General features: G+C 65.5%; 15 protein-coding genes. 7 read left to right on the forward strand and 8 right to left on the reverse strand.

What is annotated here, in order from left to right; genetic code table 11:
• Positions 1 to 453 precede the first annotated feature (453 nt).
• The 4 genes from ACFSGJ_RS11955 to ACFSGJ_RS11970 are packed head-to-tail and all read right to left on the reverse strand — an operon-like array spanning position 454 to position 4,460.
• The gene (locus ACFSGJ_RS11955; RefSeq protein ID WP_390261912.1) at positions 454 to 1,791 is read right to left on the reverse strand and encodes an HlyC/CorC family transporter; all 1,338 of its coding nucleotides are present in this window, start codon (positions 1,789 to 1,791) and stop codon (positions 454 to 456) included.
• Positions 1,792 to 1,845: 54 nt separating this feature from the next.
• Positions 1,846 to 2,778, reverse strand: coding sequence for a site-specific tyrosine recombinase XerD (locus tag ACFSGJ_RS11960; protein WP_390261914.1), 933 nt, complete (start codon positions 2,776 to 2,778; stop codon positions 1,846 to 1,848).
• 1 nt (position 2,779) lies between these two features.
• A complete protein-coding gene (locus ACFSGJ_RS11965; RefSeq protein WP_390261917.1) occupies positions 2,780 to 4,336 on the reverse strand; it encodes a hypothetical protein in 1,557 nt (518 codons plus the stop codon).
• Complete coding sequence (locus tag ACFSGJ_RS11970) at positions 4,326 to 4,460, reverse strand: hypothetical protein (RefSeq protein ID WP_390261920.1); 135 nt, start codon at positions 4,458 to 4,460, stop codon at positions 4,326 to 4,328. The genes ACFSGJ_RS11965 and ACFSGJ_RS11970 overlap by 11 nt, the downstream gene beginning before the upstream one ends.
• Before the next feature lie 148 nt (positions 4,461 to 4,608).
• On the opposite strand from ACFSGJ_RS11970, the gene ACFSGJ_RS11975 reads away from it, so the two are divergent.
• Positions 4,609 to 5,154: a shikimate kinase gene (locus tag ACFSGJ_RS11975; RefSeq protein ID WP_390261923.1), complete on the forward strand. Its 546-nt coding sequence runs from the start codon at positions 4,609 to 4,611 to the stop codon at positions 5,152 to 5,154.
• A complete protein-coding gene (gene aroB / locus ACFSGJ_RS11980) occupies positions 5,154 to 6,269 on the forward strand; it encodes a 3-dehydroquinate synthase (RefSeq protein WP_390261926.1) in 1,116 nt (371 codons plus the stop codon). Before ACFSGJ_RS11975 ends, aroB begins: the two co-directional genes overlap by 1 nt.
• A gap of 8 nt (positions 6,270 to 6,277) precedes the next feature.
• Here the strand turns inward: aroB and ACFSGJ_RS11985 are convergent, their stop codons facing one another.
• Entirely contained in the window at positions 6,278 to 7,366 is a 1,089-nt protein-coding gene (locus tag ACFSGJ_RS11985) for a site-2 protease family protein (protein ID WP_390261928.1), read from the reverse strand.
• A 45-nt stretch (positions 7,367 to 7,411) separates the two neighbouring features.
• Positions 7,412 to 7,915: a single-stranded DNA-binding protein gene (ssb, locus tag ACFSGJ_RS11990; protein ID WP_390261931.1), complete on the reverse strand. Its 504-nt coding sequence runs from the start codon at positions 7,913 to 7,915 to the stop codon at positions 7,412 to 7,414.
• Positions 7,916 to 8,178: 263 nt separating this feature from the next.
• On the opposite strand from ssb, the gene ACFSGJ_RS11995 reads away from it, so the two are divergent.
• Positions 8,179 to 8,754 carry a lytic transglycosylase domain-containing protein gene (locus ACFSGJ_RS11995; protein ID WP_390262385.1) on the forward strand — a complete coding sequence of 192 codons (576 nt, stop codon included), beginning with the start codon at positions 8,179 to 8,181 and terminating at the stop codon, positions 8,752 to 8,754.
• 22 nt (positions 8,755 to 8,776) lie between these two features.
• Here the strand turns inward: ACFSGJ_RS11995 and ACFSGJ_RS12000 are convergent, their stop codons facing one another.
• A complete protein-coding gene (locus ACFSGJ_RS12000; RefSeq protein WP_390261934.1) occupies positions 8,777 to 10,159 on the reverse strand; it encodes a M20/M25/M40 family metallo-hydrolase in 1,383 nt (460 codons plus the stop codon).
• Positions 10,160 to 10,392: 233 nt separating this feature from the next.
• Between ACFSGJ_RS12000 and hemA the strand changes: the two genes are divergently transcribed.
• From hemA to ispG, 3 genes are all read left to right on the forward strand, one after another.
• Positions 10,393 to 11,616, forward strand: coding sequence for a 5-aminolevulinate synthase (gene hemA / locus ACFSGJ_RS12005; protein ID WP_390261936.1), 1,224 nt, complete (start codon positions 10,393 to 10,395; stop codon positions 11,614 to 11,616).
• Between the two features lie 116 nt (positions 11,617 to 11,732).
• Positions 11,733 to 12,893 (forward strand): helix-turn-helix domain-containing protein, encoded by a 1,161-nt coding sequence (locus ACFSGJ_RS12010; protein WP_390261939.1) that lies wholly within the window; start codon positions 11,733 to 11,735, stop codon positions 12,891 to 12,893.
• Positions 12,894 to 13,010: 117 nt separating this feature from the next.
• Positions 13,011 to 14,150 (forward strand): flavodoxin-dependent (E)-4-hydroxy-3-methylbut-2-enyl-diphosphate synthase, encoded by a 1,140-nt coding sequence (ispG, locus tag ACFSGJ_RS12015; RefSeq protein ID WP_390261942.1) that lies wholly within the window; start codon positions 13,011 to 13,013, stop codon positions 14,148 to 14,150.
• Positions 14,151 to 14,225: 75 nt separating this feature from the next.
• On the opposite strand, the gene ACFSGJ_RS12020 is transcribed toward ispG, so the two are convergent.
• Positions 14,226 to 14,993 (reverse strand): DsbA family protein, encoded by a 768-nt coding sequence (locus tag ACFSGJ_RS12020; protein ID WP_390261945.1) that lies wholly within the window; start codon positions 14,991 to 14,993, stop codon positions 14,226 to 14,228.
• A 111-nt stretch (positions 14,994 to 15,104) separates the two neighbouring features.
• On the opposite strand from ACFSGJ_RS12020, the gene ACFSGJ_RS12025 reads away from it, so the two are divergent.
• Positions 15,105 to 16,244 (forward strand): pyridoxal phosphate-dependent aminotransferase, encoded by a 1,140-nt coding sequence (locus ACFSGJ_RS12025; protein WP_390261947.1) that lies wholly within the window; start codon positions 15,105 to 15,107, stop codon positions 16,242 to 16,244.
• Positions 16,245 to 16,287: the final 43 nt, after the last annotated feature.

The raw sequence follows: 16,287 nt of genomic DNA on the forward strand, positions 1-16,287 counted from the left end.
TTGCATTCTGTCATTCCACGCTTTGTTGTGGGTTTTGGTGTGGTATTGCCTCACATCCGTCTAGCACGGCGCGAAACGGGTGTCAGGTCAAAAGCCTGAAACACAAGCCGCGGCGCGCAACTCTCTGTGACGGATGATCTCTGTGACGGATGAGGGACTTTGGAAAAGGTCGCGCGAAATAAAAAGGGCCTTGGAAAGGCCCTTTTCAAATTGCGCTCCCCGTCGGACGGGCCGACTTGCTCATTAATGAAAAGCTACGAAGTTATGACAGGGGCGTCAACGCATTTCTTGGCGGCTTTTCGCCGGTTCCTGACGGGCGCTGCGTCCCGCTGACGCATGGTGCCCGGCTGCGAAAAAGGCCGCACCCGAAGGTGCGGCCGAGACAAGAGGGAGGAAGCGCAGGCCTGCCATGACCCGACAGGCCGATCATGGACGCATCCCCTTGCCAGTTGGTTAATCGCGCGCGGCCTCGGGGCGGGTTTTCGCCTCGGGGCGGACCTTGAGCATGGTGAGCCGGTTTTCCTGCCGCGCCGCGACCTCGAACCGGAAGCCGTGGAAGGAAAAGACCTGGCCCTCGCTCGGGATCATCTGCGCCTCATGGATGACGAGGCCGGCCACCGTGTTCGCCTCTTCGTCGGGAAGATGCCAGTCCATCGCCCGGTTCAGGTCACGGATGGTCATCGCCCCGTCCACAAGGTAATCGCCCGCCTCCGATCGCTTGAGCGGCGCGCCCTCATCCTGGTCGAATTCATCCGCGATCTCGCCGACGATCTCTTCCAGAATGTCCTCAAGCGTGATCAGGCCGCGCAGCGCGCCATATTCATCGACGACCAGCGCGAAATGCGCCTTGCGCCGCAGAAACTGCCGCATCTGTTCATCGAGCGGCGTCGTTTCCGGCACGAAATACGGCTTGCGCGCGATGTTCATCACCTTGAGATCGCCAATCGCCCGCAGACGGCCGTTCGCGCCGCGCAGCAGGCGGTCCACCTCTCGCAGCAGATCCTTGGCATGGATCACGCCGACGATGTTTTCCCGCTCACCCTTGTAGGCGGGCAGGCGGGTATGGGGCGAGGCAAGGCATTGGGTGATGATCGCCTCGGGTGGATTGTCGATATCGACCATCTCGATCTGGCTGCGGTGGCGCATGATCTCTTCAACCGTGCGATCCCCCAGGTCGAGTGCACCCAGCAGGCGGTCTCGATCCTCTTTCTGCACCGCGCCTTCGGAATGGCCAAGCGCGATGGCGCCGGCGATTTCCTCGCGCACGGACAGGATCTGGCTGTTCGGGTCGGTCCGCACGCCGAAGACCCAGAGGATTCCACGCACGAGAAGGCGCACCGCCGAGACTACGGGGGCAAAGATGAAGATCAGGACGCGGATCACCGGCGCCACGCGCGAGGCGGCGGATTCGGGGTTGGTGATCGCATAGGTCTTGGGCAGAACCTCGGCAAAGATCAGCACCAAAAGCGTCATTACAAGCGTCGCAAGCGCGACGCCGCCTTCGCCCAGCAAGCGCGTGAACAGCGCTGTGGTGAGCGAGGTCGCAAGGATGTTGACGAGGTTGTTGCCCAGAAGGACCGAGCCGATCAGCCGTTCGCTGTCCTCGGTGATCCGCAGCGCGGTGGCGGCCCCGCCCGACCCGCGGTCGGCCTGCGCCCGAAGCTTGCCCCGGGACGAGGCGGTGAGGGCTGTTTCTGATCCGGAGAAAAAGGCGGAAAGCACAAGAAGTGCTAGAATGGCTGCCGACGTCACCCAGAAGGCGGCATCAAGCAGACTGGAACTTTCGTCCATCGGGGCGACTATCCTTTAGATATCCGGTCATATTAGGGCACGACCCTATCCCGATCAAGTCGCTTGGTCATTGCGCGCCAGCGGATGATGCGTCAGCACCAGATCTCGCAGCCGGTCTTCCAGCACATGGGTGTAGATTTCGGTGGTCGAAAGATCCGCATGGCCCAGCAAGGTCTGGATCACCCGCAGATCGGCGCCATTCGCCAGAAGATGCGTCGCGAAGGCGTGGCGCAGCGTGTGGGGCGTGACGCGGGCAGGCGAGATACCGGCCTCCACGCAAAGCTCCTTGATGAGAACATAGAAGCGGTGGCGGGTCAGGTGGCCCTCGGCGCCCCGCGACGGAAACAGGAACCGCGAGACGGGCTTGCCCTTGGCGCGCGCCGCATCCTCGGCCTCATCCCGGGCGCCGAGCCATGCGCGCAACGCCGTCCGGGCTGGGGGCGATAGCGGCACCATCCGTTCCTTGCCTCCCTTGCCCCGCACCAGAAGCATCCGCGGATCGCCCCGCGCGGCGGCGACAGGCAGGCTCACAAGCTCCGAGACGCGCATCCCGGTGGCGTAGAGCAGTTCCAGGAGGCAGGTGTTGCGCAGCCGGTCCTCGATGGTGCGGCCCCGTTGGCGGGCGGCCTGCAACAGGCGCTCGACCTCTTCGACGCTGAGCGTTTTCGGCAGGCTGCGGGTCTTGCCGGGCCCCCGGATCTGCAGGGTCGGGTTATCGCTGCGCCATCCTTCGTCATAGGCGAAACGGTAAAGCTGCCGGATCGACGAAAGGCGCCGCGCGCGCGTCGCCTGCGACAGGCCCTGCGCGTCGCAATGAATCAGATAGGCCTCCACGTCGCCGCGCCCCAGGGTCGCGAAATCCAGCCCCTGACGGGCGGCCCAACCGGCGAAGTCCTTGAGGTCACGGCCGTAGGCCAGACGGGTGTTGCGCGCCGCGTCGAGCTCGGCCGCCTGCGCTTCGAGAAAGGCCGATATCCAGCGCTCCACCCTAGCCCCGCCGTTCCAGGATCATCAGTTGCAGCGCGCTGCGCCGGGCGACATCCTCAAGCCCCAGCGCCCGCAGACCGGCCAGCCCGTCGGTTACCGCGCGAGGATCGCCGCCCGCGGCGTCCTCAAGCCGTCCGATGACGGTCAGCAGCGCCTCGCCCATCCGGTTCTCATCGACCAGCGCTGCGATTTCATCCGGCGCGGCGCTGGCCGCCAGACCTTCGCGGATGGCGGCGGCCATCGAACCCGGCGCGGCGGCGGCCGAGACGTTGCCTTGGGCGATCGCGGCAAGGAACCCGTCCTCACCCGCCGCCGGACCCCGTTGCGCCGCAGCGGTCTCATAGGCGGGGGACAAAAGGGCCAGCCGAAAGGCGAGCGGCGCGGCCGGGCCTGTCAGCTCCATCTCCAGCAGCGCCTCGCCGAAAAGCTGCCCCAGAACCGTCTCCAGCTCAGCGGTCCCCATCGCCTCCCATGCGGGGGGGAGGGCTGCGGCAACCGCAGCCGTATCGCCCTCGCGCATCGCGCGGTCCAGTCGCTGAAGCGTGCGCACCCGGTCCCAAACCCCGCCCGAGGCCGCAGCGACACGTTCCATGTATAGGCCCAGCAGCCGGTTCGGGGCGATCGCGCCGAGCCGCGCGAGCCTTTCGCCCGCCTCAAGCTGCGCCTTCCAGCCGGTGTTGGACCGCAGGTCGGCCTGCGCATAGGCGACCGGCAAGGTCTGCGTCGGAATGGGTTCGCCGATCGCCTCGAACATCCGCCAGACCAGAGGCGAGGGGCGGGACGGGGGCGGCAACAGCGGCTCGCCCTCGAAAAGCTCGGGGTCGAGAAAGCGCGCCAGCAGGTCTTCCTCGGCGGTGCTGATATGGCCAAGGGCGTGGCCGGTGCGCAGGCTCAGCGCGGCCGCGTTCCAGTCGCCGCCCCGCGCCAGACAGAATATCCGCGCGGGGAAGGTGGGGGCGATATCGGGCGTCACCCGCAGCTTGTCGCAGGCCCGATCCTCATCCCCGGTCAACAGCGCCACATCGAAGAAGCGCCGGAACGACTCGGGCTGTTCATAACCCGCCTGTTCCAGCAGGGTCATCGCGGGGTCGAGCGCGCCGAATTCCAGCAGCTTGTCCACCCGCGCCAGGAAAAGCCGCCCGTCCGAGGCACGCGGCGGGTCGAGTTCCGCCAGCAGCAGGGTGTAGATCAGGTCCTGGATCGCCGGCAGCCCCGCCGGGCGCAGCGCCGCGATCCGTCCGACGATCACCTCGCTTTCCGTCTCGCCCCACAGGTCGCGGGGCAAACCGGTGGTCGATGAGGAAAGAATACCCGTCGCATCCGGGTTTGGCCCGTCGATCGGGGCGATGGTGATTTCCTCGGGCATCCCGCCCGAGGTGATGGCGGGCTCTTCCGGCGGCACGGGCGGCGGAACCGGGGCCGCCACGGATTCGGACAGCCAGTCGATGGCCGAAAGCGGCGCCTCGGCCCGCGCCTCATCGGCGAGCGCCAGAAGCGAGAGGCTGAGCGCCCCGTGCAAGAGGCCCAGCTTCAAGAGGGTCGAACGTCTATTCGACATTGAGTCCCACCGGCAGCGTGATCTCGCGCTGCTCCGGGCTCAGATCGCCCAGATAGGCATATCCCACCAGCCCGACAAAACCGAGCACCAGCAGGAAAAGCACGAGTTTCAGCAGCCGCCCCATATCTTGCCCCTTATCCGTTCCGTCTTTTGTTTATCGCATCCCCGCGTCCGGCGGTGCTGCGTTTATGTGGTTTATATATGTCATTTGTTTTCGTATGACGCCATTCAGGGTGGCAACAAATTGACGAAAGACGGGGCAAAGTCGGGGCGTGGCGCGGAAACTGAGGAAAACCGTCGTGCTCGTCGGCATGATGGGCGCGGGGAAGACGGCTGTCGGGACGCAACTTGCCCGGCTCCTCGGCGCCCCGTTCCTTGATTCGGACGAAGAGATCGAGAAAGCCGCCAACATGAAGGTGGCCGAGATCTTTGCCCGGGACGGTGAGCCGTTTTTCCGCGCCCGCGAAAGCGAGGTGCTGTTGCGGCTGCTTGGCGGCAGGCCCTGCGTCCTGTCCACCGGGGGCGGGGCCTATCTTTCGCCGGCCAACCGCGCGGCGATTTCGGAACAGGGGCTGGCGGTCTGGCTGCGGGCCGATCTGGACCTCTTGTGGCAGCGGGTCCGGCACAAGACGACCCGGCCGCTGCTGCGCACCGCCAATCCGCGTGCGACGCTGGCCGAACTGCTTGCCGGGCGCGAACCGGCCTATTCCAAGGCCGACCTGATCGTGGACGCGCGGCCCGAATATACCGTGGAGGCGATGGCGCGGCAGGTTCTCGCCGCGCTGGAAACCCGCCCCGACGTGCTGGAGACGAGGTGATGATGGATACGGTGCAGGTCGCGCTTGGGACGCGAAGCTACGAGGTGCGGATCGGCCCCGGACTGACCGCCGGGGCAGCGGAGGCGATCCGGCCCCTGTTGCGCCGTCCCCGCGTGGCAATCGTGACGGATGCCAATGTGGCCGCACTGCATCTGCAAGCGTTCCGCGCGGGGCTTGAAGAGGGCGGCATCGCCTCGGTCGCGCTGACGCTTCCCGCGGGTGAGGGCACGAAAAGCTGGGCGCATCTTGCGCAGGTGGTGGACTGGCTCCTGTCGGAAAAGGTCGAGCGCAAGGACATGGTCATCGCTCTTGGGGGCGGGGTGATCGGCGATCTTGTGGGGTTTGCCGCCGCGATCCTGCGGCGCGGGGTGCGCTTCGTGCAGGTGCCGACAACGCTGCTGGCGCAGGTGGACAGTTCCGTGGGCGGCAAGACGGGGATCAACACCGCCCATGGCAAGAACCTTGTGGGGGCATTCCACCAGCCGGCGCTGGTGCTCGCGGATACCGGGTTGCTCGCGACCCTCGGCCGGCGGGAGTTTCTGTCGGGCTACGGCGAGGTGGTGAAGTACGGCCTTTTGGGGGACGCGGGCTTTTTCGCATGGCTCGAACAGAACGGGCCGGCGCTGCGGGACGGGGATGAGGCGCTGCGCCGCCATGCCGTGCGGCGGTCGGTCGAGATGAAGGCCGAGATCGTCGCCCGGGACGAGACCGAGGAAGGCGACCGCGCGCTTCTGAACCTTGGTCATACCTTCTGCCACGCGCTGGAGGCCGCGACCGGCTATTCCGACCGGCTGCTGCACGGCGAGGGCGTTGCGATCGGCTGTGCGCTCGCCTTCGAGCTTTCGCAGCGGCTGGGTCTTTGTTCGCAGGAGACCCCCGGGCGGGTCCGGGCGCATCTTGCCGCGATGGGGATGAAGGTGTCACTGGCCGATATTCCCGGCGACCTGCCGGATGCCGAGGCGCTGCTGGCCCTGATGGCGCAGGACAAGAAGGTGCAGGATGGCCGGCTGCGCTTCATCCTTGCCCGCGATATCGGCGCGGCCTTCGTCGCCGATGATGTGGATGCGGGCGTCGTGCGCGCGGTGCTGGCCGAGGCGCTGGCGGCGCGCGGCTGACCCATGGCTCAACCCTGGGGCCGAGACCGTGCCTGCCGGATCACCATCAGCTCACCGATATTCTCGGTTGTGATATAGCCAAGCAAGCCGCCCGAAGGCGAATTCACCGCAACTGCCGGCGCGCCCGTCTGGATCGCCTGCAGGACATCCTCCAGCGGGGCGGCAAGCGAAACCTGCGGCACATCGCGCTGGATGATCGGCGCGATGGGGTCGGTCCGCCTGTCCTCGGCCAGCGCACGGAACAGCGCCTGCCGCGTGAGGAAACCCGACAACGCCCCCTGCGCATCCAGCACGGGAAATTCGTGCTGGGTTGTCCGGATCAGCGCCTGCGCCGCAGCCTCGATCGTATCGTCTTCGCCCAGCGTCTCGAATGTGGTGATCATCGCGTCACGGGCCTGCATCTGCCGCGCCACGGCCCGGGCTGCGACGTCGGAGCTTTCCGCCGAAGCCGCGATAAACACGAAGATCGCGATCAGGATCAAAAGCGGGTTTCCGGTGCTCAGCCCCAGAAAGCCAAAGACGAAGGCCAGCGCCTGTCCACCCCAGGCGGCGATCCGCGTGGCGCGCACCCGGTCCATCCGATAGCTGAGCAACGCCCGCAGCACCCGCCCGCCATCCATGGGAAAGGCCGGTAGCATGTTGAAGAGCACGAGGAACAGGTTCACCGCCGCAAGCCGCGACAGAAAGCCCATCGCCGGATTTTCGACCTGTTCAAGGCTTTGCATCCGGGTCTCGACCCCTGTCACGAGCACCAGAACCGCCCAGATCACCACGTTCACCGCCGGCCCCGCCAGCGCAACCGCGATTTCCTGCCCCGGCTTTTCCGGCATCCGTTCCAGCCGCGCCATGCCGCCGATCGGCAGCAGCGTGATATCGGGTGTGGCGATGCCGAACCGGCGGGCCATCAGTGCGTGACCATATTCATGAGCGACGACGCAGGCGAAAAGCGCCGCGATAAAGGCGATGTTCGCGACAGCCGCCCCCGGCCCGCCGGCGATCCATGCCGCCGCCCCGATCCACAAAAGCAGCAGAAAGAAGGTCGCATGGACCCGAAGCTCTGATCCGAGCAGCCGTCCGATGGGAAAGGACCAGGTCATCGCATCACCCCTGCAAAGAAAACGCCCCCGGGCGGGGGCGTCTCATCAGAACGGAATTTCGTCGTCGAGGTTGGCGCGTCCGCCGCCAGCGCCACCGCCCTGGCCCGATCCGCCGCCATAGCCGCCGCCGCCATAGGACGATCCACCATAGCCGCCCTGATCCTGATCATAGCCCGGACCACCGCCACCACCTTCGCCGCGGCCATCAAGCAGCGTCAGTTCCCCACGATAGGGTCGCAGCACGACCTCGGTGGTGTAGCGGTCCGCCCCGCTCTGGTCCTGCCATTTGCGGGTTTCCAGCTGCCCCTCGATATAGACCTTGGAGCCCTTGCGCAGATACTGCTCGGCAATCTTGGCGAGCGGTTCGGAAAAGATCGCGACCGAATGCCATTCCGTGCGCTCCTTCTTTTCTCCGGTATTCCGGTCGCGCCAGGACTCTGAGGTGGCGATACGCAGGTTGCAGACCTTGCCGCCGTTCGGAAAGCTGCGCACCTCCGGGTCGCGCCCCAGATTTCCCACGATGATCACCTTGTTGACCGATCCTGCCATGCGCCTCTCCTTCTCCATGACCGCTATGCGCGGTGCGAATCTGATCAGACCTTAAACCACCAAGGGCGGATCATTGAAACTCCCGCAGGGCCGCATTGACCGTCGTATAGGTTAAAAATTGCCTGACGCCCCGCCAGCGGCACCGGAGCATCTGGATCAGGCGGCGGGTCCGGGTATAGTGTCGCGCAGAAAATTCATGGGACCGTGACATGCGACATGTTCTTCTGGCGCTGCGACTGGCGTCTTTGACTGCGGGTCTGCCAATGGTTCTGACGGCGGTTCTTACCGTGGGTCTGACAGCCGGGCCAGTCCGGGCAGAGCCGCTTTTGCTCTCGACCTCGACGAAATCGCGGCCCGGCAGTTTCGAGCATGCGGCACGGGTGCTCGATACGCGCGGCGCCTCGCAATACAACAATTCGGTGCGGTTGCAGCCGCCCAGTTCGGCGCCGGTCATCCCGCTTTATGCCGGCAGCTATCAGGGCGAATATCTGGAGATCGCCCGCGCCGCCGCCCGCCGCCACGGCGTCCCTGAGGATCTTTATCTGCGCCTCGTGCATCGCGAAAGTGGCTGGAACCCCTCGGCCGTGTCGCACAAGGGGGCGATCGGTCTTGCGCAACTCATGCCCGACACGGCGCGGCTTTTGCGCGTGACGGCCGAGGACCCGCACCAGAACCTCGATGGCGGCGCGCGCTATCTGCGCATGATGTATGACCGCTACGGCACCTGGCGGCTTGCGCTTGCGGCCTACAATGCCGGGCCGGGGGCCGTGGACCGCTATGGCGATATCCCGCCCTATCAGGAAACCACCGCCTATGTGGTCGCCATCCTCGGGGGATAGCGACCCGTTCAGCGGACCGGCCTCAGCGTGACAGCGCGTCGAGAACGCGCGCCCAGCTGCGGATGCCTTTGTGAAAGCTCTCCAGATCGTATTTCTCGTTCGGGGAATGGATCTGGTCGTCATCCTTGCCGAAACCGATCAGCATCGCATCCATTCCGAGCAGCGTCTTGAAATACCCGGCAATGGGGATCGACCCGCCGCAACCCACATAGGCGGCGGGCTTTGGCCATTCATCCGACAGCGCGCCACGGGCCGCCTCGAACATCGGGCCCGATATCTCCATCTGGCTGGCGGGCGAGGCGGAATGGTCGGCGAAGTCCACCGTGCAATCGGGGGGCAGCATCGACCGGACGAGCGCGCGGAAGCTTTCACGGATGCGCGCCGGATCCTGCTGGCCCACCAGGCGGAAGCTGATCTTGGCGCTGGCCTTCGACGGCAGAACGGTCTTGAACCCCGCGCCGGTATAGCCGCCGGTGATCCCGTTCACCTCGCAAGTCGGGCGCGACCAGATCATTTCGAGCGGCGAGCGGTCCTGTTCCCCTGCGGGATTGCCCAGCCCCACCTCGCCCAGAAAGCCACCCGCGTCGAAATCGAGCGCCTGCCACTGCGCCGCGACATCGGCCGGCAGTTCCGGAACGCCGTCGTAGAAGCCCGGGACCGTGACGCGCCCGTTTTCGTCATGCAGGGCGGCGATGATCCGCGAGAGGACCCGGATCGGGTTCATCGCGATACCGCCATACATGCCGGAATGAAGGTCCTTGGACGGGCCGGTGATCGTGATCTCCTCACCCAGAAGGCCGCGCAGCATGGTGACGATGGCGGGCGTGCTGTCGCCGAAAAGCCCGGTGTCGCAGATCAGCGCGACATCGGCCTGCAGCTCGGCGGCATGTTCCTTCATGAAGGGCACGAGGCTCGGCGAACCGGATTCCTCCTCCCCCTCGAAGAAAAGGGTGATCCGCGCGGGCAGGCTGCCATGGACTGCCTTCCAGGCGCGGCAGGCCTCGACAAAGGTCATCAGCTGTCCCTTGTCGTCCGATGCGCCGCGGCCACGGATCACCCGGCCTTTTGCCGTCTCATCGATCTGCGGATCGAACGGGTCGCGATCCCAGAGCGACAGCGGGTCGACCGGCTGCACATCGTAGTGGCCATAGAACAGAAGATGCCGGTCGCCGGCGCCGGCCTTGCCCATCACCATCGGATGCCCCGGGGTAGGGCGGGTCGCGGCATCGAACCCGATGCCCTTCAGATCCTCGACCAGCCAGTCCGCCGCGCGCCGGCATTCGGCCTTGTAGTCCGGATCGGTCGAGATCGAGGGGATGCGCAGCAGCTCCATCAGCCGGTCCGTCGCCTCGGGCAGGGTCTCGTCGATCCGGGCGAGGACGGGGTCAAGGCGGCTGTCGGTCATGGCGAATTCCTTCGGGTGGCATGTCAGCGCCAGAGCCTATCAGCCCCGGCCGCACTGTCCAGAGCCGCCACAACCCCTTCCTTTCGCCCGTCCTTTTGGTGGACGCGGCAATTTGCGCCTTTGCTTTGACGTATTTGACACATATCAAGGCACAGAGATAAAAATGCGGCTTACCTTGCCCCAGCAGCTTGCGAAGGCCCTATGCCCCAGCGACCCGGCCAGGGAGAACGAACTTGGACTATGTGAACGCGCTCGACACCGCCCTCAACCGCCTGCACGAGGAAGGGCGCTATCGCACCTTCATCGATATCGAGCGGCGGAAAGGGGCCTTTCCCCGCGCGGTCTGGCGCAAACCCGACGGGTCCGAGCAGGAGATCACCGTCTGGTGCGGCAACGACTATCTGGGGATGGGGCAACACCCGGTCGTCCTTGCCGCGATGAAGGAGGCGATCGAGGCCACGGGCGCCGGGTCGGGCGGGACGCGCAACATCTCGGGCACCACGGTTTATCACAAGCGGCTGGAGGCCGAACTGGCCGACCTGCATGGCAAGGAGGCCGCGCTGGTCTTTACCTCGGCCTATATCGCCAACGATGCGACGCTTTCGACGCTTCCGCTGCTTTTCCCCGATCTGGTGATCGTTTCGGATGCGCTCAATCACGCCTCGATGATCCAGGGGATTCGCCGGGGCGGCTGCGAGAAGCACATCTTCCGCCATAACGATGTCGCTCATCTGCGCGAGATCCTTGAGGGGATCACGCCCGGCCGCCCGATCGTCATCGCCTTTGAATCGATCTACTCGATGGATGGCGATTTCGGCCCGATCCGCGAGATCTGCGATCTGGCCGAGGAATTCGGCGCGCTCACCTATCTGGATGAGGTTCACGCGGTCGGGATGTATGGGCCGCGCGGTGGCGGCGTCGCGGAACGTGACGGGCTGATGCAGCGGGTGGATATCATCAACGGAACGCTGGGCAAGGCCTACGGCGTCTTTGGCGGCTATATCGCCGCCAGCGCGCGGATGGTGGATGCGATCCGGTCCTATGCGCCCGGCTTCATCTTCACCACCTCGCTTCCACCGGCGGTTGCAGCCGGGGCGGCGGCCTCGGTCCGGCATCTGAAGACCGATGGCGCCCTGCGCGATCTGCACCAGCAGCGGGCAAAGACGCTCAAGATGCGGCTCCGGGCGCTGGGTTTGCCGATCATCGACCATGGGTCGCATATCGTGCCGGTGCATGTGGGCAACCCGGTCAAGTGCAAGATGCTGTCGGACAGGCTGCTGGAAGACTTCGGGATCTACGTGCAGCCGATCAACTTCCCCACCGTTCCGCGTGGCACGGAACGGCTGCGGTTCACGCCCTCGCCGGTGCATGACGGACCGATGACCGACCACCTTGTCCGCGCCATGGACAGGCTCTGGTCCCATTGTGCGCTAAATCGCGCCGAATTGTCCGCATAACCGTTCTCGCAGGTGCAAAACACCTTTGCGTGTGTTAGGCATGGACCAAGCGCGGCTGGTGTGGTCCGATTCTCGACCTCTTCGCCGCGAATAACGGCAAGCGTGGGGCAGAATATATGATCCGGTGGAAGGTGGAACCTCCCGCGGCGAAAGACGAAAAGCCGAAGGGCTTTGACGATTTCGACCTGCGGCTTGGCGACCTCATGCGCGGTGAGCGCGCCACCTTGGGAAAATCGCTGCTCGACGTTCAGCGCGAACTCAAGATCAAGGCCACGCATGTCGCCGCAATCGAGAATTGCGATATCGGCGCCTTTGCGACCCCCGGCTTTGTCGCGGGTTACGTGCGGTCCTATGCCCGCTATCTGGGGATGGACCCCGAATGGGCCTATGCCAAGTTCTGCGCCGAGGCGAATATCGCCGCGCCGCGGTCCGCCAGCCCGTCGCCGCTCGGGTCGGTGCAGCAGCGCAGTACGCCACGGGAACATGATCCCTTCACCAACTCGCGCACCGTCTTCGTTCCCCGCAAGGAACGGGTTTTCGCAGGGCTTCAACCGGGTGCAATCGGGTCGGTGCTCGTCCTGCTCCTGTTGATCGGGGCGATCGGTTATGGCGGCTGGTCCGTCCTGCAAGAGGTCCAGCGCGTTCAGCTTGCGCCGGTCGAACAGGCGCCGGGGGTGATCGCGGAACTCGATCCGCTTGCCGCCGCGATCCGGCTGCCGGACGTCACCTCGGATGAGGAACAACTGGCTCTGCCCAATCCCGACGCGCTTGACCGTCTTTACCGTCCGCAGGCGCTTGATGTGCCGGTCGTGGTGTCGCGCGACGGGCCGATCGCCTCCATCGACCCGAACCGCTATGGAACCTTGGCCGAGGCGGTGCAGATCGCGGGCCTCAACGTCGAGCCCGATGAACCGGAACCGCCGCAGGTGGTCGAGCCGCCGCCGCCCGAACTCGCCATCTTTGCGATCCGCCCCGCATGGGTCCGGGTGCAGGCGGCCAATGGCACGATTCTGCTGGAAAAGATCCTCGATGCGGGTGAACGTTTTGTCGTCCCCGCGACCGAAGAGCCGCCGATCCTGCGCGCGGGCAATTCCGGGTCCGTCTTCTTTGCAGTGAACGGCGAAACCTATGGCCCCTCGGCGCCCGGCGCGAATGTGGCGCGCAGCGTGGTGCTGTCGGTCGATGCACTGACCGAACGCTATGAGGTCGCCGATCTGAATGCCGATCCCGAACTCGCGCGGTTCATCGCGCTGGCCGAGGCGCAGCCAGCCGAATGAGCGCTCAGGGGTGGGCGTGATGGTTCGCCCGGTTGTTCCCGCGCGCCTGCTGCATTATCTCTGTTCTTGTCGAATCCGGACTGCCCCGGTCGGGGCTGCAACCTTGAAGGCTGATCCATGTCGCTGAACCCGGTGCGCCCCTGGCGCAGCATTCATCGCCGCCCGTCGCGGCAGATCCATGTGGGCAAGGTCGCGGTGGGCGGGGACGCGCCGATCTCGGTCCAGACCATGACGAACACCGACACCTCGGACGTCAAGGCGACGATCGAGCAGGTGCAGCGCTGTGCCGTCGCGGGCGCCGATATCGTCCGCGTTTCGACTCCGGATGAATCGAGCACCCGCGCCCTGCGCGAGATCGTCGCCGAAAGCCCGGTGCCGATCGTCGCGGACATCCATTTCCACTACAAGCGCGCCATCGAGGCCGCCGAGGCCGGTGCCGCCTGCCTACGCATCAACCCCGGCAATATCGGCAGCGCCGACCGTGTGCGCGAGGTCATCCGTGCGGCAAAGGACCACGGCTGTTCCATCCGCATCGGCGTGAACGCGGGCAGTCTTGAACGGCATCTGCTGGAGAAATACGGCGAGCCGTGCCCGGAGGCAATGGTCGAAAGTGGGCTCGACCATATCCGCATCCTGCAGGACAACGATTTCCACGAATACAAGATCAGCGTGAAGGCGAGCGACGTGTTCCTTGCCGCCGCCGCCTATCAGCAGCTTGCCGAGGCGACCGACGCACCGATCCATCTGGGCATCACCGAGGCCGGGGGCCTCGTCTCGGGAACCGTCAAATCGGCAATCGGTCTGGGGAACCTCTTGTGGATGGGGATCGGCGACACGATCCGCGTCAGCCTCTCGGCCGATCCGGTGGAAGAGGTCAAGGTCGGCTATGAGATCCTGAAATCGCTGGGTCTGCGCCACCGCGGCGTCACGATCATCTCATGCCCGTCCTGCGCGCGTCAGGGCTTCGACGTGATCAAGACCGTTTCCGCGCTGGAGGACCGGCTGGCCCATGTCACCACCTCGATGAGCCTGTCGATCATCGGCTGCGTCGTGAACGGGCCGGGTGAGGCGCTGATGACCGATATCGGCTTTACCGGCGGCGGGGCAGGGTCGGGGATGGTCTATCTCGCGGGCAAGCAAAGCCACAAGATGACCAACGATCAGATGATCGACCACATCGTGGAACTGGTGGAAGAACGCGCCGCCCGGATCGAGGCCGAAGCCAGCGAGGACCAGCCGAGCCACGCGGCGGAATAACGGGGCGCAAGAGCCGATCTCTCGATCCGCCGCGAGATGGCAGGAAAATTGGGGCCGGGGAAATTCCCCGGCGGGCTATTCCTCCCGCGCCGCGGCCACGATCTGCTCCATCCCCTCCAGCGGCACGTAGCCACGCACCATCTGGTCGTCGACGATGAAGGTCGGCGTCCCGCTGATGCGGAGTTGTTCGGCAAGCTGGGCATTTTCCCGCAGGATGCGGTTCACCGCCTCGGTGTTCATGTGGGAAACGAGCGAGGGGCCGTCATGCCCCAGCTCGGTCGCAAGCCGCTGCAGCGACTCGATAGTCACATCGCCACGCATCTCCATCAGCGCGTCATGGGCGCGCTTGTAGGCCTCGTCCCCCTCCATCTGATGCACGGAGATGGCGAAGCGCGATGCAAGGAGCGACTGTTCGCCAAGGATCGGAAACTCCTTGAGCACATAGCGGATATTGCCGTCACCCGCGACCAGCGCCTCGGTTTCCGGATGCGCCTGACGACAAAAGCCGCAGCGGTAATCCATGAACACCACGACCGTCACATCGCCGTCCGAATTTCCCCCGACCCAGGAATGGCCATCGGTAAAGATCTGTTCCGCATTCATCGCGATCAGCGCCTGATCGTCGCCGGCCTGCTGCTCGAACTGGCGCTGTTCGAGCACGGTGATCGCCTCGACCAGCACCTCCGGGTTTTCCATCAGATAGCCGCGAACCGCCTCGCCAAAGGCATCGCGTTCGGCCTCGGTCATGGCCCCGATGTCGAAGGCTCCGGCGGGCGCCGCCAGCAATACCCCCGAAAGCGCCGCAGCCGCCGCGCGGGGTGTCAGCCAAGTCCGTTTCATCATCATCTCTCCCGTCCGGGTCCGGCGGCACCATCGCGGCAAAACGCCCGGGGCGCAAGGTTGACCTCTGGCAGAGGGGCTGCCAAGAGGTCGCGGCAGGATAGGAGACCGGGCATGAAACGATCAAGCCGTGGGACAGTCGATCCCTTTATCGTGATGGATGTAATGGAGGCCGCCCGCCGCGCCGAAGAGGCCGGCCGCCACATCATCCACATGGAGGTGGGACAACCCGGCACGCCTGCACCCGCCGCCGCCCGCGAAGCACTGACCGCCGCGATGGCGCGCGGACCGCTGGGATATACGGTCGCGCTGGGTCTGCCAGAACTTCGCGCCGGGATCGCCGCGCTTTACAAGACCTGGTATGGCGTCGATCTCGACCCGGCGCGTGTCGTCGTGACCTCGGGGTCATCGGGCGCGTTTCTCTTGGCCTTCACCGCGCTTTTCGATGCGGGCGCCCGGGTGGGACTGGGGGAGCCGGGATATCCGTCCTACCGGCAGATCCTGCGCGCGCTGTCGCTTTCCCCGGTCGGGATCGCGACCTCGGCCGCGAACCGGCTCCAGCCGACGCCCGCCGATCTGCCGGACGGTCTGGACGGCCTTATCGTCGCCTCGCCCGGCAACCCGTCCGGCACGATGCTGGGCCATGATGCGCTGTCGGCCCTGATCCAAACTTGCGCCGAACGCGGGATCAGCTTCATCTCGGACGAGATATATCACGGCCTGCACTACGAAGGCCGCGCCGTCAGCGCGCTGGAAATCAGCGACGACGTCTATGTCATCAACTCCTTCTCCAAGTATTTCTCCATGACGGGATGGCGGATCGGCTGGATGGTGGTGCCCGAGGATCATATCCGCACGGTCGAACGACTGGCGCAGAACATGTTCATCTGCCCGCCCCATGCCAGCCAGATCGCCGCGCTGGCGGCGCTCGATTGCACCGCGGAGCTTGAAGCCAACCGCGCCGTTTATGCCGAGAACCGGCGCCTGATGCTCGACGGGCTGCCGAAAGCCGGCTTTACCCGGATCGCGCCGCCCGACGGGGCGTTTTACGTCTATGCCGATGTGTCGGAGCTGACGCATGACAGCCGGGCGCTGGCGGCGGAGATCCTTGAGAAGGCCGGGGTGGCCGTTACCCCCGGGCTCGACTTCGATCCCCATCGCGGGGCAGGAACGCTGCGCTTTTCCTATGCGCGGGCGACGGCCGACATTGCCGAAGGGTTGCGGCGGCTGACCGAGTTCATGGCGCGGCGCTGACGGGCCTTTGCAGCGCAGTCCCGAACGGCTATCCTTCTCCCAA

Origin of the sequence: Halodurantibacterium flavum (genome assembly GCF_042681825.1) — a bacterium.
GTDB lineage: Bacteria > Pseudomonadota > Alphaproteobacteria > Rhodobacterales > Rhodobacteraceae > Halodurantibacterium > Halodurantibacterium flavum.